This is a genomic window from Bacillus sp. D386, from assembly GCF_006346415.1.
Genome location: NZ_VEMV01000004.1, coordinates 175,583 through 197,346 on the forward strand (window position 1 = coordinate 175,583; position 21,764 = coordinate 197,346).

25 protein-coding genes are annotated in these 21,764 nt (G+C 41.7%); 23 read left to right on the forward strand and 2 right to left on the reverse strand.

Features of this window, described 5'->3' with window-relative positions:
• Positions 1-68: 68 nt before the first annotated feature.
• Positions 69-440 (reverse strand): DUF2500 domain-containing protein, encoded by a 372-nt coding sequence (locus FHY45_RS12895; RefSeq protein WP_257469086.1) that lies wholly within the window; start codon positions 438-440, stop codon positions 69-71.
• A 133-nt stretch (positions 441-573) separates the two neighbouring features.
• Between FHY45_RS12895 and spoIIR the strand changes: the two genes are divergently transcribed.
• From spoIIR to upp, 10 genes are all read left to right on the forward strand, one after another.
• Positions 574-1,386, forward strand: a complete 813-nt coding sequence (gene spoIIR / locus FHY45_RS12900; RefSeq protein WP_306821554.1) for a stage II sporulation protein R — start codon at positions 574-576, stop codon at positions 1,384-1,386.
• A 262-nt stretch (positions 1,387-1,648) separates the two neighbouring features.
• Entirely contained in the window at positions 1,649-2,083 is a 435-nt protein-coding gene (locus FHY45_RS12905) for a GNAT family N-acetyltransferase (protein WP_066109331.1), read from the forward strand.
• A gap of 171 nt (positions 2,084-2,254) precedes the next feature.
• Positions 2,255-3,307: an L-threonylcarbamoyladenylate synthase gene (locus FHY45_RS12910; RefSeq protein ID WP_066109328.1), complete on the forward strand. Its 1,053-nt coding sequence runs from the start codon at positions 2,255-2,257 to the stop codon at positions 3,305-3,307.
• A gap of 53 nt (positions 3,308-3,360) precedes the next feature.
• On the forward strand, positions 3,361-3,921 hold the full coding sequence (locus FHY45_RS12915; protein ID WP_066109327.1) for a manganese efflux pump MntP: 561 nt from the start codon (positions 3,361-3,363) through the stop codon (positions 3,919-3,921).
• 78 nt (positions 3,922-3,999) lie between these two features.
• Complete coding sequence (locus FHY45_RS12920; RefSeq protein WP_139892078.1) at positions 4,000-4,443, forward strand: low molecular weight protein arginine phosphatase; 444 nt, start codon at positions 4,000-4,002, stop codon at positions 4,441-4,443.
• A gap of 48 nt (positions 4,444-4,491) precedes the next feature.
• Positions 4,492-4,929, forward strand: coding sequence for a ribose 5-phosphate isomerase B (gene rpiB, locus FHY45_RS12925; protein ID WP_066109324.1), 438 nt, complete (start codon positions 4,492-4,494; stop codon positions 4,927-4,929).
• 22 nt (positions 4,930-4,951) lie between these two features.
• Positions 4,952-5,521 (forward strand): TIGR01440 family protein, encoded by a 570-nt coding sequence (locus FHY45_RS12930; RefSeq protein WP_139892079.1) that lies wholly within the window; start codon positions 4,952-4,954, stop codon positions 5,519-5,521.
• A gap of 107 nt (positions 5,522-5,628) precedes the next feature.
• Positions 5,629-6,870, forward strand: coding sequence for a serine hydroxymethyltransferase (gene glyA / locus FHY45_RS12935; protein ID WP_139892080.1), 1,242 nt, complete (start codon positions 5,629-5,631; stop codon positions 6,868-6,870).
• 141 nt (positions 6,871-7,011) lie between these two features.
• Positions 7,012-7,161, forward strand: coding sequence for a hypothetical protein (locus FHY45_RS20585; RefSeq protein WP_180349970.1), 150 nt, complete (start codon positions 7,012-7,014; stop codon positions 7,159-7,161).
• 499 nt (positions 7,162-7,660) lie between these two features.
• Positions 7,661-8,290: a uracil phosphoribosyltransferase gene (gene upp, locus FHY45_RS12945; protein ID WP_066109318.1), complete on the forward strand. Its 630-nt coding sequence runs from the start codon at positions 7,661-7,663 to the stop codon at positions 8,288-8,290.
• A 191-nt stretch (positions 8,291-8,481) separates the two neighbouring features.
• On the opposite strand, the gene FHY45_RS12950 is transcribed toward upp, so the two are convergent.
• The gene (locus tag FHY45_RS12950) at positions 8,482-9,069 is read right to left on the reverse strand and encodes a hypothetical protein (protein ID WP_066109314.1); all 588 of its coding nucleotides are present in this window, start codon (positions 9,067-9,069) and stop codon (positions 8,482-8,484) included.
• A gap of 216 nt (positions 9,070-9,285) precedes the next feature.
• Here FHY45_RS12950 and FHY45_RS12955 point away from each other — a divergent pair, with 216 nt between their 5' ends.
• The 13 genes from FHY45_RS12955 to FHY45_RS13015 all read left to right on the forward strand — a co-directional run bounded on the left by FHY45_RS12955 (position 9,286) and on the right by FHY45_RS13015 (position 21,763).
• Complete coding sequence (locus tag FHY45_RS12955; RefSeq protein ID WP_139892081.1) at positions 9,286-11,475, forward strand: S8 family serine peptidase; 2,190 nt, start codon at positions 9,286-9,288, stop codon at positions 11,473-11,475.
• Between the two features lie 418 nt (positions 11,476-11,893).
• Entirely contained in the window at positions 11,894-12,274 is a 381-nt protein-coding gene (locus FHY45_RS12960) for an ATP synthase subunit I (RefSeq protein WP_066109306.1), read from the forward strand.
• A gap of 7 nt (positions 12,275-12,281) precedes the next feature.
• Positions 12,282-12,992: a F0F1 ATP synthase subunit A gene (gene atpB / locus FHY45_RS12965; protein ID WP_066109305.1), complete on the forward strand. Its 711-nt coding sequence runs from the start codon at positions 12,282-12,284 to the stop codon at positions 12,990-12,992.
• Between the two features lie 57 nt (positions 12,993-13,049).
• Complete coding sequence (atpE, locus tag FHY45_RS12970) at positions 13,050-13,256, forward strand: F0F1 ATP synthase subunit C (protein WP_066109752.1); 207 nt, start codon at positions 13,050-13,052, stop codon at positions 13,254-13,256.
• A 143-nt stretch (positions 13,257-13,399) separates the two neighbouring features.
• A complete protein-coding gene (gene atpF, locus FHY45_RS12975; RefSeq protein WP_139892082.1) occupies positions 13,400-13,924 on the forward strand; it encodes a F0F1 ATP synthase subunit B in 525 nt (174 codons plus the stop codon).
• Positions 13,921-14,457, forward strand: coding sequence for a F0F1 ATP synthase subunit delta (locus tag FHY45_RS12980; protein ID WP_066109301.1), 537 nt, complete (start codon positions 13,921-13,923; stop codon positions 14,455-14,457). The genes atpF and FHY45_RS12980 overlap by 4 nt, the downstream gene beginning before the upstream one ends.
• Before the next feature lie 24 nt (positions 14,458-14,481).
• Positions 14,482-15,990, forward strand: a complete 1,509-nt coding sequence (gene atpA, locus FHY45_RS12985; protein ID WP_066109298.1) for a F0F1 ATP synthase subunit alpha — start codon at positions 14,482-14,484, stop codon at positions 15,988-15,990.
• Between the two features lie 35 nt (positions 15,991-16,025).
• Entirely contained in the window at positions 16,026-16,883 is an 858-nt protein-coding gene (atpG, locus tag FHY45_RS12990; protein ID WP_066109294.1) for an ATP synthase F1 subunit gamma, read from the forward strand.
• 60 nt (positions 16,884-16,943) lie between these two features.
• Positions 16,944-18,365: a F0F1 ATP synthase subunit beta gene (gene atpD / locus FHY45_RS12995; RefSeq protein WP_066109291.1), complete on the forward strand. Its 1,422-nt coding sequence runs from the start codon at positions 16,944-16,946 to the stop codon at positions 18,363-18,365.
• Between the two features lie 28 nt (positions 18,366-18,393).
• The gene (locus tag FHY45_RS13000; protein WP_066109289.1) at positions 18,394-18,801 is read left to right on the forward strand and encodes a F0F1 ATP synthase subunit epsilon; all 408 of its coding nucleotides are present in this window, start codon (positions 18,394-18,396) and stop codon (positions 18,799-18,801) included.
• Positions 18,802-19,358: 557 nt separating this feature from the next.
• Positions 19,359-19,739, forward strand: coding sequence for an NADH-quinone oxidoreductase subunit A (locus tag FHY45_RS13005; RefSeq protein WP_066109283.1), 381 nt, complete (start codon positions 19,359-19,361; stop codon positions 19,737-19,739).
• Entirely contained in the window at positions 19,730-20,242 is a 513-nt protein-coding gene (locus FHY45_RS13010; RefSeq protein ID WP_066109280.1) for a NuoB/complex I 20 kDa subunit family protein, read from the forward strand. The genes FHY45_RS13005 and FHY45_RS13010 overlap by 10 nt, the downstream gene beginning before the upstream one ends.
• A 189-nt stretch (positions 20,243-20,431) precedes the next feature.
• Positions 20,432-21,763 (forward strand): NADH-quinone oxidoreductase subunit C, encoded by a 1,332-nt coding sequence (locus FHY45_RS13015; RefSeq protein WP_483861448.1) that lies wholly within the window; start codon positions 20,432-20,434, stop codon positions 21,761-21,763.
• The last annotated feature ends 1 nt before the right edge of the window (position 21,764 follow it).

Genomic DNA, 21,764 nt, shown 5'->3' on the forward strand with positions numbered 1-21,764 from the left:
TTGTGATCAACGTCCTGTTGACCTCCGTAGTGGCTATCCTTATGACCTCGAGGAGCTAGGAGTCGAAGCTAGATTCTCAAAAATCCGAGATACCGTGTGCCCTGAAAAGATAGATTCCCAATATCTCCTTCTGCTAACATCCCGTAGTCTTTTCCACTTAAAGTCAATTCCATTCGGTCACCGCTTTCCATCTCAAACGTCGCATAATACCAGGTGCTGGACGAATTGTCACTTCCTCTGCTCTCTGATCGTTTGGTGACAACCTTAGCAACTACATTCAGCCTGGGCTGTTTATTATTATGACTCCATTTAGATAGGCTTTTGATGATAATAAATAGAAAAGTGCCAATGACTAAAATAAAAATAATACCAAAGATGATTGGAAAGCCAGTTAAAAAAATGCCAAAGAACCCACCATCATCCATCATAAAATTATCCATTTTTATACTCTCCCTTCCCTTATTTTCAAGAATGCGGTAAATAAAACGCGGTAGAAATAAAATTCAGATAATTATAGTTTAAGATAGAAAAAAACTGTCCACACTGTTTGTAAGTGAAGGGACGGTGTTTACGATGATGGCAAAAAAATATTTGCCTTTAATATATATTGTATTACTTTGTGCGGCAACAATGACTGGAATGATTACACCGAAAAACAGTTCTTCTGCGACAGAAACAGAGGTTCAAGTAATCCCGAATGAAGCGATCCGCTTACGGATCTTAGCAAACAGTAATAAAGAAGCTGACCAGGAATTGAAACGATCCATCAGGGATGAGGTCAATAAAGAAATTAACAAATGGGTAGCAGAATTAACTTCAATTGAGGAAGCCAGAAAAGTGATTGGTTCCCGTTTGTCTGATATAGAAGCTATAGCTGAAGATGTTATGGTCAAAGAAGGTAATGTACAAAAGATACAGGTTGATTTTGGTGAAACTGTTTTTCCAACTAAGCTATATGGACAATATTTATATCCGGCAGGCAAGTATGAAGCTATTAAAATCACATTGGGTGAGGGTCAAGGTGAGAACTGGTGGTGCGTCCTTTTCCCGCCGCTATGCTTTCTGGATTTCAACAGCGGAACAGCTGTAGCAAATGATTCAGCGTATGAAGAGTCAGCTGAAGAAGTTGAGCCAGTTAATAATAGTATGAACGAGGAAACTGCAGAACAAACGCAAACGGATGATCAAAAAATACAACCGATTAAGACTGCCGCCCAAACGGATAAATCGATTGAAAAGGCAGAAGATCAAGAAACGCAAATGGATTACGAGAACCAGTCTGAAGAAGCCGGACAAGATATCGCCCCTCCTGTTTATGAAAATCAGGATGAAGAGCCGGTTAAGGTGAAATTCTTTTTAAAAGAGATCTTGAAGGATTTGTTTTGAGAAACAGAATAGTACTCGGAGCAAATCAAGTTAAAAGTACAAATAGGAAGTGTTGTGCTGGAGCCGAAGTGGTTTCAGAATAGAGCGGGAAACTGGGAAATACCAGCCGAAGTTGAACAGAATTCAGCCGAACTGGCATAGAATTCAGCTGAATTTGCCAAAATAGCAGCCAACCGGATAATCAGCCTGATCCGGTTCTATTTTCCCTATTAATTCATATCCATATAGTAGTTGTGATTTGATAGTGAAGGGAGAATAGAAGGTGTATTATTTATCTATATCAAAAAGTACCGATATTGAAGGAATTGAGCGGTTTGCGGCACCTCAAGGAGTTGAGCTGCATCATGAAGACATTAGTTCAGGAAAATTTGTTTTATTAAAAGAAGAAGGCTCTATTAAAGGAATGATTGGTCTGGAGCCATGTGGAGATTATGGGGTGCTTAGGTCTTTTCTGTTTAAAGAGGAGGCTCAGGTGCAAGTACCTGCCCTGTTTGAAACGATCTTGGCTTTAGCAAAGGAAAAAGGGTTGAAAAAGATATTTCTGATATCGAATAAACTGCAAGCGTTAGGATTTTTTGAGGCTCTTCAATTTGAAAGAGTGAAAAACGGGGAGATTCCTAAAGACGTAAGAGATTCCTCGGTTGTGGAAAAGGTGTGGACAATAAACGAAACATATATCATGGAAAGAGCCCTATAAGGATGAAATTATCCACGATTTTATTGGCTTTATTCACAGACTGTGGATAAAGCTTGTTTTATTGTATAAATTCTTTTATACTTGCAAGGTGATTTTGTGAAAAATGTCGAGGAATCCTTATTTAATAAGTAATTTATAGAGAATGTTGTAGATTGGTGGCAGGTGATAATAGTGGAAACAAAAATGTGGACAGTGGATAAAATTGTGGATAAAGAAGAGGGTTATCCACAATTGATGGATGCGGCCCAAAAATTGAAAGCCGGAGAGCTGATTGCTTTTCCGACTGAAACGGTTTATGGACTTGGAGCAAATGCTTTACTTGGAGGGTCTGTAGCAGCTATTTATGAGGCGAAGGGAAGACCGAGTGATAATCCTTTAATCGTCCATATTGGAGAAAAGGAACAGGTTCATGGATTGGTGGGAGAAATTCCTGCAGTCGCAGATAAACTAATGGAACAATTTTGGCCAGGTCCGTTGACGCTAATTTTCCAAAAGAAAGAGGGCGTGTTCCCGGATGTTGTAACAGCAGGTCTTTCATCAGTAGCGATCCGAATGCCGGATCATCCGGTGGCATTGGATTTACTGAAAAAGGCGGGCTGTCCCACAGCCGCGCCAAGTGCAAATCTGTCTGGTAAACCAAGTCCGACAACAGCAGAGCATGTTCGCGAGGATTTAGATGGTAAAATTGCTGGGATCGTGGATGGAGGTCCAACTGGGGTTGGCTTGGAATCAACAGTACTTGATGTGACTGGCAGTATTCCGCAAATACTTAGACCTGGTGGTATTACGCGTGAACAACTGGAGAAGGTAGTCGGTGAAGTGTCTGTGGACCCTGGCTTGGTGAAGGACAGTGATGCACCGAAAGCTCCCGGTATGAAATATACACATTACGCACCGAAAGCCCCATTGACCTTGGTTGAGGGTACCCCTCAGTTTATCCAAACATTAATAAATGAAGAGCGGGACTTAGGTAAGCGAGTGGGTGTGTACACGGTTGACGAACATGCCCATTTGTATGAAGCTGATGTTATTATTACTGGCGGAAGCCGTGAGCAGCTGGACACTGTGGCTGAAAAAATGTATGGAGTGCTGCGCCAATTTGATAAAGAGCAGCCAGATCTAATTTTCGGAGAAGTGTATCCGGAGGATGGGATTGGGATTGCAATCATGAATCGCTTGAAGAAAGCGGCAGGAGGAAGAATCATCACACAAGACAAGTTCTAATTGATCCGGGACAGGCATATGTTTATTTAGGCTGGTCCCGGGAGGTTACTTGGATGGAACAAACGATGGTTGAATTTTTTGGCCTGCTTTTTATGGCTTTCGCACTCGGAATGGATGCCTTCTCAATTGGATTGGGAATGGGATCGTACAAGCTGAGGCTTAAGCAAGTACTCATCATTGGTTTTACTGTTGGTATTTTTCATGTGTGGATGCCGCTCTTGGGTATCTTTTCAGGAAAGTTATTATCCGCTCAGTTTGGATTGTTTGCCTCATACGCCGGTGCTGGTTTATTACTATTTCTTGGCTTGCAAATGCTGCTCACTGGAATTCAGGGTAAAGGTGAAACGGTTGTGGCTCCAGTTGGAACAGGATTGATTCTATTTGCGATAAGTGTCAGTTTGGATAGTTTCTCAGTTGGACTGAGCCTCGGAATGCTGGGATCCCGAGCGCTGATGACCATCCTGTGCTTTGGCTTTGCCGCCTTTTTCTTGACGGTGTCAGGGTTGTTGTTAGGGAGAAGAGTACATACATATCTCGGCAAATACAGCCTTGTTTTTGGGGGGAGCATCATGTTTGCGGTTGGGTTAAAGATCATCCTGCACCTGCATGGATAAAGATGTGTATCAGATTAATCTGATACATTTTTTTATTGTCCGTAAATATTCTATAATGGGGACAGGAGGGAAAATACGTTGAAGAATATTTTATTCGTTTGTACAGGAAATACATGTCGAAGTCCTATGGCAGAAGCTATTTTGCGAAATTATAATCTGTCTGATATAGAAGTAAAATCAGCAGGGGTTTATGCCTATGGGGGTCAAACGGCATCTGAGTATACGGTTACGGTACTTGATAAACACAAAATTGTGCAGGACCATGCCTCATCTCCATTAAAAGGAGAAGACATCGAGTGGGCAACCTATGTATTAACGATGACAGAAGGCCATAAGCAGTTAATTGCTTCGCATTACCCTCAGGCGATTGAAAAGACGTTTACATTAAAGGAATTTGTAAGTGACGATCCTGGGAACAGAGATATTTCAGATCCATTCGGGGGTAATGAACAAGTATATGAGCAAACTTTCCATGAATTATCTAAATGGATTAAAAAGCTTGTGGAAAAATTAAAAGACTAGATTTAGGATAGAAACTGTGCAGTTCAAATTGAAGGGAGCCATGTTACCATGAAAGTTATCATTGCATCAGATCACGGTGGAATAAATATAAGAAAAGAAATTATGAACCTAATGGAAGAGCTTGAGATTCAATATGAGGATTTTGGATGCGATTGTGAAACATCTGTTGATTATCCGGATTATGCGTTGCCTGTTGCTGAAAGAGTGGCAAAAGGAGAATTTGACAGAGGGATTTTGATCTGCGGTACTGGAATCGGAATGAGCATCGCGGCGAATAAAGTAAAAGGAATTCGTGCAGCATTGGTACATGATATGTTTAGTGCCCAAGCTACAAGAGCTCATAATAACAGTAACGTACTAACAATGGGAGAGCGTGTAATTGGTCCTGGTTTAGCCAGAGAAATTGCCCGCGTTTGGCTGACAACGGAATTTGAAGGCGGCCGCCATGAAACACGGATTGGAAAAATAGCTGAGGCAGAAAAATAAATCTTAGAAGGGCAGTAGAAGAATGAGTGAGATTAATTTAAAAGAAATAAAAACTCAGGTGACTGCCATTCTCGAAGATTTGGAAGCTCATTTTCCGATGAATGGCCGTTTGTTGGTAATTGGCTGCAGTACAAGTGAAGTAATCGGAAAGCGAATTGGTACAAGCGGGACGATGGAAGTGGCACAAGCAATCTTTGAGGCCATATATGATTTTTCAAAACAAAAGGGAGTCTACTTGGCTTTTCAGGGCTGTGAACATATTAATAGGGCTCTGATTATTGAACGAAAGACAGCTATTCAATATAATCTGGATGAAGTATCAGTTGTGCCTGCCCGGAATGCGGGTGGAGCATTGGCCGTTTGTGCATTTGCTAATTTCGAGAATGCAGTTGTGGTTGAGCATATTCGTGCTGATGCAGGCATCGATATTGGGGATACAATGATTGGAATGCATCTGAAGCATGTTGCAGTCCCGTTGCGTTCAGCGATTAGAGAGATTGGGAAGGCGCATGTAACATTTGCTATGACCCGGCCGAAACTGATAGGTGGGCCGAGAGCTCAATATGATAGAGTAAATATTAGAGAAATGTAAGAATTATACGTCAATGGAATAAATGACTATTGTCCTTTTTCGTGCTAGAATTGAAGGGATTAAATTGAAGATTTGTCCGTTTTGACGAAAAGGGAGGAAGCTATAAGATGAGGCATTTGCAAAAGCAAGACTCGCAAGTATTTGATGCAATTCAACAAGAATTGGGCAGACAACGCGGTAAGATTGAGCTGATTGCTTCAGAAAACTTTGTCAGCGAAGCAGTAATGGAAGCTCAAGGATCCGTGCTTACGAATAAGTATGCGGAAGGATATCCAGGCAGACGCTATTACGGCGGCTGTGAATATGTGGACGTAGTTGAGGATTTGGCTAGGGAACGTGCCAAAAAGATATTTGGTGCGGAGCATGCAAACGTACAGCCACATTCAGGCGCTCAAGCAAATATGGCTGTTTACTTTACGATTTTGAATCCAGGAGATACGGTACTTGGAATGAACCTATCCCACGGAGGCCACTTAACTCACGGAAGCCCTGTAAACTTCAGCGGAATCCAATACAATTTTGTTGAATACGGTGTTGATGAAAAAACCCATCTTATAAATTACGAGGATGTTAGAGAGAAAGCAATCCAATGTAAGCCTAAATTGATTGTTGCCGGTGCGAGTGCGTATCCACGTTCAATTGATTTCAAGAAATTCCGTGAAATTGCAGATGAAGTAGGCGCCTATTTAATGGTGGACATGGCTCATATTGCAGGGCTTGTTGCAGCCGGTTTGCACCCAAGTCCAGTTCCTTATGCGGAATTCGTCACGACGACAACTCACAAGACATTGCGCGGACCACGCGGAGGAATGATCCTTTGCAGAGAAGAGTTTGCCAAGAAAATAGACAAGTCCATTTTCCCTGGTATTCAGGGAGGACCTCTAATGCATGTAATTGCTGCAAAAGCAGTGGCATTTGGCGAGGCACTTCAGGATTCCTTTACAGATTATGCAAAGGAAATTATAGAGAATGCAAAACGCCTTGGTGAAAGTCTGCAGAAGGAAGGACTTACGCTCGTTTCAGGCGGTACAGATAATCACTTATTATTAATCGATGTCCGCTCCATCAACTTAACTGGTAAAGTAGCAGAAAAGGTACTGGACGATATTGGTATTACAGTGAACAAAAATACGATTCCATTTGACCCAGAAAGCCCATTTGTAACGAGTGGGGTTCGTATTGGAACAGCGGCTGTTACAAGCCGTGGATTCAAATTGGAGGATATGGATGAAATCGCGGCAATCATCAGTCTCGCCCTCAAGAACCATGAGGACGAAGAGAAACTGAAAGAAGCTGCAGAGCGAGTGACTAAGCTATCTGGAAAATATGAATTATACCCTGAGTATTAAGGGTGAATAGAAGAGGTGTTGGTGAGTCTGATAGGACTTATTGACACCTCTTTTTATGATGTTTGGCAGTATAACATGTCGTTTTATATGGTTTGGGCAAAACGATGCTGAATGGGGATCAATGAGCCTGGAAATTTAGGAATGGCTGGAATGAGGAGTGTTTTGGCTGGTAAAATCCGTGGTTCGGCTGAATTAATATTAAAATTGGCTGGAATAATTGCCGCATTGGCTCAATTAATTCTCATTTCCGCTCAATTCACGGAAATTTCACATCCATTTACGTTTCTTTAACGATTTTAACACTTTAAAAAGTGGATAATAGAGAAGAAGGTATAGAATCATGTTTTATTAAAAAACTAATGAAGACTAAAAAGCTGAGGCGACTGCCCAGCTCCGACAAGCATAAGAGGAGGCACGTAGGGAGGCGCTCTTTCCTCCCGTAGTGGCTACACTTATGACCTCGAGGAGCTAGGAGCCGAAGCTAGATTGAATAAAAAGCTGAAACTCATTTAGGGAACGAAGACTAAAATCGCCACGTCCTGTGGCAACGTCTTCATGACCTACATCCTGTAGGCCCGCGAGGAGAATAAGACAGGATCTCGGAAGGAGGTGTACTTCCCTCCTGCAGAGGTCATGCTTATGTCCTGAGCTTCTAGCTGTTGAAGCTAGATTAAATAAACCTTGAATGCGGTAGATTTTGGCATACAGAAACTTAATTGAACTAATGGAGAATTTTCTGTACAATAAAACGAGTGCAAAAATAGGAACATAAAAGTGAGGAGAGATCCATATGGGAAAAGTTTATGTGTTTGACCATCCGTTAATACAGCATAAGTTAACATTTATCCGTGATAAAAATACGGGTACAAAAGAATTCAGAGAATTGGTAGATGAAGTATCTACTTTAATGGCTTTTGAAATCACCCGAGATCTCCCGTTAGAAGAAGTGGAAATTGAAACGCCAGTCAGCAAATCAACATCTAAAACAATTGCGGGTAAAAAAGTAGCCATTATCCCTATTTTACGTGCTGGTCTTGGTATGGTTGACGGCATGATTAAAATTATTCCGGCAGCAAAAGTTGGACATGTAGGTTTATACAGAGATCCAGAAACATTGAAACCAGTTGAGTATTATGTAAAACTTCCTGCTGACGTAGAGGAAAGAGAATTTATTGTAGTTGATCCAATGCTTGCGACAGGTGGATCTGCTGTCGATGCCATTAGCGCAATCAAAAAGCGCGGGGCAAAAAATATTAAATTCGTTTGTCTAGTTGCTGCGCCTGAAGGCGTTAAAGCAGTGGAAGAAGTCCATCCGGATGTCGATATTTTCATCGCTGCACTTGATGAAAAATTGAATGATCACGGCTATATCGTTCCAGGTCTAGGTGACGCGGGCGACAGATTGTTCGGAACAAAATAAAGATAATTTATAGAGGTGTTCATCAGCCGTTTCTGACTGATGAATACCTCTTTTTTTTGCGGATAATTGACTCGTCTTAGATCAAGTAAGTTCTCTGGGCGATACCTCAACTACACCGCTTTAAGGATTCCAGCATATGCTATTCAGGCATAAAAATATGCTGTGATAGCAGAACTGATTTCATTAAAAGCCTAAGATTTTAAATGTTCATCGCGCTCTTTTTTGATTTCTTGAATTCTCTTTATTTCTTCCTGATATTGTTCCTCGACTTCTGATGTGGCCGGAAGGAAGGATTCATTATTATAATCAACCCTTTTTCCGTAACGGATCATTTCATAAATGATCATACCATTATTAGGTTTTCCGTTAATTGTATGCATTGGTATAACGTCAAACAGAACATAATAAATCGCATAGAAAGCAAAGCGATCCCAAAATGTCTTGAACTCCTCAATAAAATGGTTGGCAATTAAAAAGTTGATGAGGAGGGCGATGGATAGGTTCATTAAAATCGGACCTAGATAGATGCAGATGTAAGCAAACTTACTCTTGCGCTTTAATTCATCATACGAAAACCAGCTATATAAGTGGTAGTATTTGCGAATATCGATCATTCCAATTTTTTTGATACGGGGGCCGGAACCAATCGTAAGTCTCGGATTGATTACGCCAAATAACCAGCTGACTAACAGATAGCCTGTCTCCCGAAGAAAAACAACGACAGGCAAGATGATAAAGGCAGAAATCACTAATGACGTAAGATCGGCCAGACCAAACATAACTCTACACATCCTAACTTAAATTACTCATATACCTGACACTCATACCCAGACCTATTTAACATACAAACAGGAAGAATGTGGACATTCATTTTTTTGTAATCAGGAGAATCAATCCATTACCCGAAAATGGAGAACACAGAACAACCACTATTTATTTTTACATGCATAAGAGACTGCCGTTAATCCATTCTAAAAACAAGGATGTGATAATCATTGAAGCAAATTTTAATTGGAGCTTTCATATTTATTCAATTAATAGTATATGCTCCACATAGTTCTGCTGAGGATATAGAGGTGGTGATGATTGAAACAGTAAAAGACACATCAGCTCATCGAGTGGCGAAAGAGCTGATAGAAAAGTATCCAGCAATCAAACCGCGCTATTATTTCAATTTAGTGTGCAACGGCTTTTCTGCTAGCGTACCTTCTATATTAATACCGAGATTAAAAAAGGAAGAATCAGTTTCAGCTATTTTTCTATCGGGTCCAATTAAAGCTACTATTAAAAAGAATTCTCTGCCAAAAGGTCAGCCGCAACTTCAATTCAACCAGCCAATTCAGGCTACGGGCAAAGGTGTAAAGGTCGGAGTGATTGATACGGGAATTGATTATAGGCACCCTGATCTTAAAGCAAACTATAAAGGCGGCTATGATTTAGTGGATCAAGATGAGGACCCAATGGAGACGATGGGGAGCTCTAAAAAAGCAACCATTCATGGGACGCATGTGGCTGGAATTATTGCGGCTAATGGAAAAATGAAAGGGATAGCTCCTGAAGCAAGCATTTATGCATACAGAGCACTAGGGCCGGGAGGATACGGAACAACTGATCAAGTCATTGCTTCAATAGAAAGAGCGGTAAAGGACAAGATGGATATTATCAATCTGTCCTTGGGAGATACGATGAATGGTCCGGATCTTCCTACAAGTAAAGCGCTCGATAAGGTAGTTAAAAAGGGAATAGTGGCTGTTGTAGCAAATGGAAATGATGGACCGGGTATTTGGACGGTAGGTACGCCTGGGACATCAGGGGGAGCGATCAGTGTAGGGGCGAGTTCAGATGCAGGTAAATCGAAGAGGTTGAATTTTACGAAACCATGGGCGGACATTGATTTTCAATTAACAGCAGGCTCCCCCGAGTGGGATTTTTCACATTCTATGATCATGACTTATGCAGGCCTTGGTAAAAGGGAGAATTACGAAAATATCAATGCGAAAAATAAAATTGTGTTAGTGGAGCGGGGAGTAATATCATTTAAAGATAAAGTAAAAAATGCAGTGAATGCCGAAGCTCTGGGTGTAATTATTTTTAATAATGAACCTGGTGAATTAAGCGCTTCTCTCGAAATGAATTCAAAAATTCCCGTAATCACCGTTTCGCAAAAAGATGGGCGAAAAATGAAAAAGGCTCTGGAAAATGGACAACTCACCTGTAGGACAATTGATATAGAAGAAAAAGAGAAATTAGCCTCCTTTAGTTCAAGAGGTCCGGTTATTCATAGCATAGCGATAAAGCCGGATGTAGTAGCGCCAGGTGTGAGAATTGAAAGTACGATACCGGGCGGAACGTATCTTTCTTTGCAAGGAACGAGTATGGCTGCTCCTTATGTGGCGGGGGTGTGTGCATTGATTAAAGAGGTTCATCCTGATTGGAGCCCAGAAAAAATCAAATCGGCTTTAATGACCAGTGCTATATCATTGAAAAATGATAAGGATGAAATATATCATACATTTGAACAGGGAGCTGGTCGGGTAAATGTGAAGGATGCACTGCAAGAGGATACATTTTTAGCTCCGTCATCTGTAACTTTTGGCATGGCAAGCAATGGTCGAATGTATAAAGCGAATATAGTAGTAGAAAATAGAAGTAGTAGAAAAAAGCGATATTATTTTTCTATTCCACGTAAGGAAAGATTTATGACATGGAAACTGCCGTTAGCTTTTGTACTTGAAGGAGGCCAAAAGAAGAAACTGGAAGTTCAGCTTGAATTGGATAATTGGAAAGAGAAAAGTGAACTGGATGATGGTTATCTATACCTCAATGAAGCGGGAAGAAATAAGGTGCGCAAGATCCCTTACATTTTTGCAATGACGAAACCTGATTACCCAATTGCTGAAGGGGTAGAGGTTGTTCAAGAGAAAGGCGATCGCAAGATGGAAATAAGTGTTTATTTACCGTTTGGAGCCGATTCTGTAAGATTTACCTTGTATAATGCAGATTCACTTCTTTACATAAAAGATCTAGTAGAAGTGAAAGGTGTTAAAAGAGGGGTACTTAAACAAAAAGTCGACTTACCGGAAAATATCCTCTCAAATTATTACGAAATTGTGACAGAAGTTGAAAAAGACCATCAAAAAGTAGTGCTTAAGAATACAAATTACTTGAAATTTCAGTTAGAATGAAATTTATACACTTATTTTTAACATAATTGATAATTTATTCTAGTATAGGGAATGGATTTCATACCTATCTGAATTGACAATCATTTTTGCCTATTGTATTCTTACATAGGGTATAAATGGTAGGGTTTTCAAATTGACAGACAATTTTCCATTTATATTGTCAATTGTGTTGATTATATACCTCTAATATACATATCTGAGTTGATTCGATACAAAATAATAATCGCAGTGTTTTTCTGCAACAATTTACAATGTCTGCTGGTTTATTATAATTGATCGGCCCAATGCTTATCGGATCTTTATTGGTGGGTGTCTATAATCGCTTACAGTTGGAACCCCATATTGTCTCCTGATCGGATTGGTGAAAGGTGTATATGCTATCCGTTCAAATAACTACTAAATGGAGAAACCTATTCAAATGCTAGAAGTCCACATTGTTTTCAGACGCTATCTGAGGTATACGTTCACCTTATTATCCATTTATGTTATCCTATGGGGAGTAACCCCTTATAAAACAGAAGCCTTGGGAATGACACTTGGCAGTATAATTGGTATTTATAATATTTGGCTTTTATCAAGAAAAACTGCTCAATTAGGTGAGAAAGTGCTTGAGGGAAGCAGCATGAAATCACTTGGGACAATCTCAAGAATGGCAGCTGCAGTTTTAGCTGTCGCCATTGCTATGCGATATCCTGATCAATTTAATGTTTTTTTTGTCGTATTGGGATTAATGACGGGTTACCTTGTCATTATGATAGATTTAACAATCCATAACATAAGGCGGGGGGAAAAGAGGTGAATTTAGATTGAATCATGGAGCACCTACAGTCGAATTAATGGGCCTTACTTTTAATCTTGGTAACGTTCTGATGATTACGGTCGCAAGTGTGATTGTATTTTTAATCGCCGTACTGTCGACAAGAAAATTGGCAGTTAAGCCATCTGGTATGCAGAACTTTATGGAGTGGGTCATTGACTTCGTCAGAAACATTATTAATAGCAATATGGACTGGAACACTGGCGGGCGCTTTTTAGTGCTTGGAACGACGCTCATCATGTACATATTTGTTTCAAATATGCTCGGTCTTCCATTCTCAGTTACTTATAATGGAGACCTATGGTGGAAGTCACCAACAGCCGATCCAGTAGTCGCTTTAACCCTTGCAGTAATGATCGTAGTCCTTACAAACTTCTATGGTATCAAAATGCGAGGCTTTAAAGGGTACAGTAAAAACTTTGTATCACCTATGCCGTTCTTATTTCCGCTTAAGATTATTGAGGAGTTCGCGAATACCCTCACACTGGGCTTGCGTCTATTCGGTAATATTTATGCGGGTGAAATCTTACTCAGCCTACTGGCAGGATCTCTTGCAACAGATTTCTGGAGCAGTGCCCTTGCTATTGGTCCAACCATTGTATGGCAAGGTTTCAGTATATTTATCGGAGCAATCCAGGCATTTATCTTTACGATGTTAACAATGGTTTACATGGCCCACAAAGTCAGCGAAGACCATTAATAATATAAAAAATTTAACTATAGTTATACAAATTAAAGGAGGAACTTCATAATGGATTTGGGAGTTATAGCAGCAGCAATCGCAATCGGTTTAGCAGCTCTTGGAGCAGGTATTGGTAATGGTTTGATCGTATCTCGTACAGTAGAGGGAATTGCACGTCAACCAGAAGCACGTGGTATGCTTCAAACTACAATGTTCATCGGGGTAGCTTTAGTTGAGGCGATTCCTATCATCGCGGTTGTTATCGCGTTCATGGTAATGTAATTGACAATACTGATGGCGGAGAATCGAGTGATTATCTTCGCCATTCCTTTATGTTTACTAAAATCTGACCGTGAGTTCACGGTTTAAACGTATATGCACTAAAAAGGTAAGCCGTAAAGACTTCTGAAGGGAGTGAAATAGGGGTGTTATTTAATAATTTGGTACTTGGAGCTGCAGCACATAGCGGACTTAATACAGGAGATATCATCTTCCAATTAGTCTCTTTCATCATCTTGATGCTTTTACTGAAAAAATTCGCATTTGGTCCTCTTATGGGCATTATGAAAGAACGTGAACAACACGTTGCGAGTGAAATTGAAGTAGCAGAAAAGAATCGTGCAGAAGCAGCCGCTTTGTTAGAAGAACAACGTACTATGCTGAAAGAAGCGCGCCAGGAATCTTTATCTCTTATTGAAGAGGCTAAGAAACATGGTGAAAAACAACGCGAAGAAATCATCGTTGTTGCCCGTCAGGAAGCTGAACGTGTGAAAGAGTCAGCGAAACGTGAAATTGAACAGCAAAAAGAACAAGCTATGGTTCAACTTCGTGAGCAAGTTGCATCCTTGTCTGTTCTAATTGCGTCTAAAGTGATTGAAAAAGAACTTAGTGAAGCTGATCAACAAAAATTGATTAACGATTACATTCAAGAGGCAGGAGAAGAGCGATGAGTAATACAGTTGTAGCAAAACGCTATGCAGATGCTCTTTTCCAAATTGCCAAGGAAGATAATCAAATAGACCGTTTGGAAGGCGAAATGCGGACTTTGAAGGAAGTATTTCTATCAAACAAGGAGCTTACTTTATTCCTTGAGCATCCAAAGGTATCTATGGAGAGCAAAAAAGACGCCATAAGAACGGCTTTTGCTACTATGTCTCCATCTATTCAAAACCTGTTAATGATTCTTGTAGACCGTCATCGCGAGGATATTGTGGCGACTTTGGCAGATGAGTTTATTTTATTAGTAAACGAATACACAGGTGTAGTCGATGCTAAAGTTTATTCTGTCCGTCCTTTAACGAAGCAGGAACAAGAAGGCATTTCAAAGGTTTTTGCCCAAAAAATTGGAAAACAGGCACTGCGCATTGAAAATATCGTAGACAGCAGTCTTCTGGGTGGAATCAAGCTGCGAATCGGTAACCGTATTTTTGATGGTACGGTCTCAGGTAAGCTAGAACGCTTGGAACGTCGTTTGCTGGGTTAATATTAGAAGTTAGGGGTGAAATTCATGAGCATCAGAGCTGAAGAAATCAGCGCGCTGATTAAGAAACAAATTGAAGGCTATCAATCTGATATAGAAATGAGTGAAGTCGGCACCGTAATCGTTGTTGGTGACGGTATCGCGCGTGTTCATGGATTGGACAACGTCATGTCCGGAGAGCTGCTTGAGTTCTCAAACGGTGTAGTTGGTATGGCGCAAAACTTGGAAGAAAATAACGTCGGTGTTATTATCCTCGGTCCTTTCCGCGACATTAAAGAAGGAGACGAAGTACGCCGTACAGGCCGCATCATGGAAGTACCAGTAGGTGAGGCTATTATCGGACGTGTCGTTAACCCTCTTGGACAACCACTTGATGGTATGGGTCCAATCGCTACAACTGCAACATTACCGATCGAAAACAATGCACCGGGTGTAATGGATCGTAAGTCTGTACACGAGCCTTTACAAACAGGTCTTAAAGCGATCGATGCCCTTGTTCCTATCGGACGTGGACAACGTGAATTAATCATTGGTGACCGTCAAACAGGTAAAACATCTGTAGCGATTGACACCATTTTGAATCAAAAAGATGAAAACATGATTTGTATCTATGTAGCAATCGGTCAAAAAGAATCAACAGTTCGTGGAACAGTTGAAACTTTCCGTAAGCATGGTGCATTGGATTACACAATCGTTGTTTCAGCATCTGCATCTCAACCAGCTCCATTGCTATACTTGGCTCCTTACAGTGGGGTAACAATGGGTGAATATTTCATGCGCCAAGGCAAGCATGTCCTTGTTGTATATGATGATTTATCTAAGCAAGCAGCAGCATATCGTGAGCTTTCCTTGTTGCTTCGTCGTCCTCCAGGCCGTGAAGCATTCCCAGGGGATGTATTCTACTTGCACTCCCGTCTATTGGAGCGTGCTGCTAAATTGAACGACACACTTGGTGCGGGTTCAATCACAGCATTACCGTTCGTTGAAACACAAGCTGGAGATATCTCCGCTTATATCCCAACAAACGTTATCTCCATCACAGATGGACAAATCTTCTTGCAATCTGATTTATTCTTCTCCGGCGTACGTCCTGCGATTAATGCGGGTCTATCCGTATCCCGTGTAGGTGGATCAGCGCAAATTAAAGCAATGAAAAAAGTTGCCGGTACTCTACGTTTGGACTTGGCATCATTCCGTGAGCTTGAAGCATTCTCCCAATTCGGATCTGACTTGGATAAAGCAACTCAAGCGAAATTAAATCGTGGTCAACGTACAGTTGAAGTATTAAAACAAGATCTTCATAAGCCATTGCGTGTAGAACAACAAGTATTAATTCTATACTGCTTGACTCGTGGATTCTTAGATGATATTCCATTGGCTGATATCAGACGTTTTGAAGCTGAAATCATTGAATGGACTGCACGTAACCACAACGAATTATTTGAACATATCCGCACTACTGGCGATCTGCCAAAAGAAGAGGATATGAAAGCAGCAATCGCTGAATTTAAAAAACAATTTGTTGTATCGGAATAACAGGATAGGCATTTAATAAAGGATGGTGAGAAGAAATGGCATCATTACGTGATATAGATGCGCGTATAAAATCAACGAAAAAGACGAGCCAAATCACAAAAGCCATGCAAATGGTTTCCGCCTCCAAATTGAATCGTGCCGAAGCAAACGCGAAAGCTTTTGTACCGTACATGGAGAAAATCCAAGAGGTCGTAGCGAGCATTGCGAATGGAAGCTCGGATGCATCTCATCCGATGCTGGTCACTCGTCCTGTGAAAAGAACCGGATATCTGGTTATCACTTCCGATCGCGGATTAGCTGGACCATATAATAGTAGTGTCTTAAGAAAAGTTTATCAGACAATCAATGAACGCCATAAATCCCCGGATGAATACGGTATTATCGTTCTTGGGCGGGTGGGAAGTGAATTCTTCCGTATCCGCGGTATGAACGTTATCCAGGAAATGGTCGGATTGTCTGATCAGCCAAGCTTTGATGACATTAAAGAAATAACCGCCAGTACGGTAAAGTTATTCGCAGACGAAACTGTTGACGAAATCTATATGTACTACAACCACTTTATTAGTGCTATTTCCCAAGAAGTAACGGAAACTAAACTTTTACCTCTTGGAAGTGTAGAAAGCGATGCTGTAGCTACACTTTACGAATTCGAACCAAACCAGGAAGAGATTCTTGAAGTGTTACTGCCACAATATGCTGAGAGTTTAATATATGGCGCATTGTTGGATGGTAAGGCAAGCGAACACGCATCACGGATGACAGCAATGAAGAGTGCAACTGATAATGCTTCTGAGCTTATCGGCTCTCTAACATTGACATACAACCGTGCACGCCAAGCTGCAATTACACAAGAAATTACCGAGATTGTCGGCGGAGCCGCTGCACTCGAATAGATAAAATGGAAATATAGATTCGAACATTCACACGGCATAGAGTAAATAGGAGGGAATGGAATGAACATAGGACGCGTTACTCAAGTCATGGGTCCGGTTGTCGACGTTAGATTTGAAAACGGCAAACTACCTGAGATCTATAACGCTCTGAAGATCAACATTTCCAAAGGAGCGCCTGCTGATGAGGCAGAATACCTTACTTTGGAAGTTGCTCTTCACTTAGGCGATGATACGGTTCGTACGATTGCAATGGCTTCTACAGACGGATTAGTCCGTAATGCAGAAGTAATCGATACAGGAGCACCAATTTCTGTACCGGTTGGAGACATAACACTTGGTCGTGTATTCAACGTATTGGGTGAAAAAATTGATTTAGATGCTCCTTTAGAAGGCAACTATCAAAAAGATCCAATCCACAGAGAAGCTCCAAAATTTGAAGAGTTATCTACTGAAGTTGAGATCCTTGAAACAGGTATCAAAGTAGTAGACTTACTTGCACCTTACATCAAAGGTGGAAAAATCGGATTGTTCGGTGGTGCCGGTGTAGGTAAAACTGTATTAATCCAAGAATTAATCAACAATATCGCCCAAGAACACGGTGGTATCTCCGTATTCGCAGGCGTTGGAGAACGTACTCGTGAAGGAAATGACCTTTACCACGAAATGACTGACTCCGGTGTTATCAAGAAAACAGCCATGGTCTTCGGACAAATGAATGAACCGCCTGGTGCACGTATGCGTGTTGCCTTGACAGGTTTGACAATGGCTGAGTATTTCCGTGATGCACAAGGTCAGGACGTACTTTTCTTCATCGATAACATCTTCCGTTTCACACAAGCCGGTTCAGAGGTTTCTGCCCTGCTTGGACGTATGCCATCTGCCGTTGGTTACCAACCAACATTGGCTACAGAAATGGGTCAATTACAAGAACGTATTACATCCACTAACGTGGGTTCTGTTACATCTATTCAAGCAATTTACGTACCAGCCGATGACTACACGGATCCGGCTCCAGCTACAACATTTGCCCACTTAGATGCAACAACAAACCTTGAGCGTAAACTTTCTGAAATGGGTATTTACCCAGCGGTGGATCCGTTGGCATCTACTTCCCGTGCGCTTTCTCCTGAAATCGTAGGAGAAGAACACTATGAAGTTGCCCGTAGCGTTCAATCTACATTACAACGTTACAGAGAGTTGCAAGATATTATTGCCATTCTAGGTATGGATGAATTGGGAGAAGAAGATAAATTAGTTGTTGCCCGTGCACGACGTATTCAAAACTTCTTATCTCAAAACTTCCACGTAGCTGAACAGTTTACTGGTCAAAAAGGTTCTTATGTACCAGTTAAAGAAACTGTTAGAGGCTTCAAAGAAATCCTTGATGGTAAATACGACAACCTTCCTGAAGATGCATTCCGCCTAGTTGGACGCATTGAAGATGTTGTAGAAAAAGCTAAGCAAATGGGCGTTGAGGCTTAACCGAAGGATCTTATAGGAGGGCACATATATGAGAACGATTAAAGTTTCTGTAGTTACTCCTGGCGGTCCTGTGTTGGATGAAGAAGTAGAAATGGTCAGTACGAAAGCAAAAACGGGGGAACTTGGTATTCTTGCCGGACATATTCCAATGGTAGCTCCACTTGATATCGGTTCCGTTCGTTTAAAAACGGGTAACAATACAGAATGGGTTGCTGTATCCGGTGGATTCATGGAAGTCAACGGTGAAGAAGTAACCATACTCGCACAGTCAGCTGAACGTGCTGAAGATATTGATACTGCTCGCGCCAAACAGGCTAAAGCACGTGCTGAAAGACGACTTCAAGACAGACAAGTTGAAATTGATGCACATCGTGCTGAATTGGCACTTAAGCGTGCTTTAAACCGTCTAGATATTGCTGAACAAAGACAACGTTAAACGTTGAATAAACTCCAGGGGAGAGGGGCCCCTGGAGTTTTTTTGTACATAACTTGGCAAATGAGAAATATATATAGAATATGAGGAAGGAAGAATGGAACAAGTGGGATGAGAGGACTTTGTCTCTTGCTGTTGGGTCGGTGGGAGGTCGGTCATAGGTCGGTGGTAGATGGGTGAAAGATCGGTGATAGGTATGCGGAAGGTGGGGGAAAGGAGCTCTGGGGTACCTATCAGGCACCTATGCCCCACCTATACCGGGGTAAAGGTCGGTCAAAGGTATGTGAAAGGTGGGGGAAAGGAGCTCTGGGGTACCTATCAGGCACCTATACCCCACCTATACCGGGGTAAAGGTCGGTCAAAGGTGTGTGAAAGGTCGTAGAAAGCTCTGCTATCAACTACCTATGAGTCACCTATCATCCCCACCTATCCAATAAAATTGAGATAAAAGTGGTATGACCAAAATCACCATATCATATCGACACGTATATATCAGAATGTTATAATGTATACGGTTACATATTGAATATTTAGAAAATTTTAGTGGGAAAAATGGGGGGATGAGATTGGCATCACTACATTGGTATCAGAACAATTATATAATCGTTCTGGTTTTTTTATGCCTTGGAATATTGCTTCCAATTGTAGCATTGTCTTTAGGGAAGTTATTAAGACCTCACAAACCTACCGACGCAAAAGGTACAACCTACGAAAGTGGCTTGGAGCCCTTTCATGATTCAAGGGTTCAATTTAATGTACGTTATTATATCTTTGCCTTGCTGTTTGTTTTATTTGATGTAGAGACCGTATTTCTTTATCCATGGGCGGTAGCCTATGAAAAATTAGGCGTATTTGCATTAATTGAAATGCTGATTTTTGTGTTGATGCTTGTACTTGGATTACTTTATGCCTGGAAAAAGAAGGTGCTGAAATGGAATTAAAATTGGAAGAGCTCTCTCCAAGGGAGAAGGATGAACTGCAACGTACGATATTTTTGGCAACACTGGAACAGGTAAAGGGATGGGCGAGAGGAAATTCCCTATGGCCACTTACATTTGGACTGGCATGCTGTGCTATTGAAATGATGGCTGTTGGTTCCTCGCATTATGATGTTGATCGATTTGGTTCCTTTTTTCGTACATCTCCACGTCAATCAGACGTCATGATTGTTTCAGGGACTGTGACAAAGAAAATGGCTCCTATTTTAAGAAGACTGTATGACCAAATGCCTGAACCGAAGTGGGTCATCGCGATGGGTTCCTGTGCTACCGCAGGAGGTCCATATGTGCGCTCCTATAGTGTAGTGAAGGGAGTCGACCAAATAGTGCCGGTTGATGTCTATATACCAGGATGTCCTCCCAATCCTGCAGCTCTCATATATGGAATCAATAAATTGAAGGAAAAGATTAAATATGAGGCGAAAACTGGGAAGAAGGTGTTGTAGTTGAGCGAAAAAGACTTATCCCAGCAAAAGAAAGAGGCAGCAGAAAAGGCGAAGGAAGCAGCCAAACAAAAGCTTGCTGAAAAGCAATCCTCCGAGCAATCACCTAAAGCAGATCCTCATCAAGATAAAGATGATATCGCTCTCGCGAAAGCAAAAGCGGCAGCCGCGGCCAAGGCAAAGGCAGCTGCAATAGCGAAGCAAAAACGGACAGAGGGAGAAGCAAACTCTGAGTCCACCACACCGCCAGAGGAAACAGAAAAAGAAAAAGCCATCGCCCTCGCGAAAGCAAAAGCAGCAGCCGCAGCCAAGGCAAAAGCAGCCGCAATAGCGAAGCAAAAACGAATAGAGGGAGAAGCAAACTCCGAGAACGCCACACCGCCAGAGGAAACAGAAAAAGAAAAAGCCATCGCTCTCGCGAAAGCAAAAGCGGCAGCCGCAGCCAAGGCAAAAGCAGCCGCAATAGCGAAGCAAAAACGAATAGAGGGAGAAGCAAACTCCGAGAACGCCACACCGCCAGAGGAAACAGAAACAGAAAAAGAAAAAGCCATCGCCCTCGCGAAAGCAAAAGCGGCAGCCGCAGCCAAGGCAAAGGCAGCTGCATTGGCGAAGCAAAAACGAACAGAGGGAGAAGCAAACTCTGAATCCACCACATCGCCAGAGGAAACAGAAAAAGAAAAAGCGATCGCCCTCGCGAAAGCAAAAGCGGCAGCAGCGGCCAAAGCAAAGGCGGCAGCATTGGCGAAGCAAAAACGCACAGATGGAGAAGCAAACTCTGAATCCGCCACACCGTCAGAGGAAACAGAAAAAGAAAAAGCCATCGCCCTCGCGAAAGCAAAGGCGGCAGCCGCAGCCAAGGCAAAGGCAGCTGCATTAGCGAAGCAAAAACGGACAGAGGGAGACACCGAATCCACCAAACCACTAGAAGAAACAGAAAAAGCCAAAGCTATTGCAGTAGCAAAGGCAAAAGCCGCGGCAGCAGCCAAGGCGAAATCAAAACTTGCCGAAAAAACATCCGCACCTGCATCAGAAGAAGCGCCATCTCCAAATCAATCCCTGCTTGATACCTATCGAACGATACTTGAAACCAATATTGGAACTGAAATTTTGGAAGATGCCTATATTAATAGGCTTTCTAAGGATGTACCAACGATTGTTTTAAAAAAGGAAGCATACTATCGAACTCTCGAATTTTTACGAAAAAATGAGCAACTGAAGTTTAATTATTTATCTGAGATTCACGGAACAGACTTTGTCACCCATTTCGAGGTATATTTATATTTGTATTCATTTCCATATCAGCGTGAAATTGTCATTAAGGTCAAGGTGGATCGAGAGCAGCCAGAGCTGGAATCTGTCGTGCCGTTATGGATAGGTGCAAATTGGGCAGAGTCAGAAATATATGATTTGCTGGGCATAACGTTTACAGGCCATCCGAACTTAGAACGAATACTACTTGGGGAAGACTGGGTTGGTCATCCACTGCGCAAGGATTATGAGCAGTATGATGATGTGGAGGTGTAGG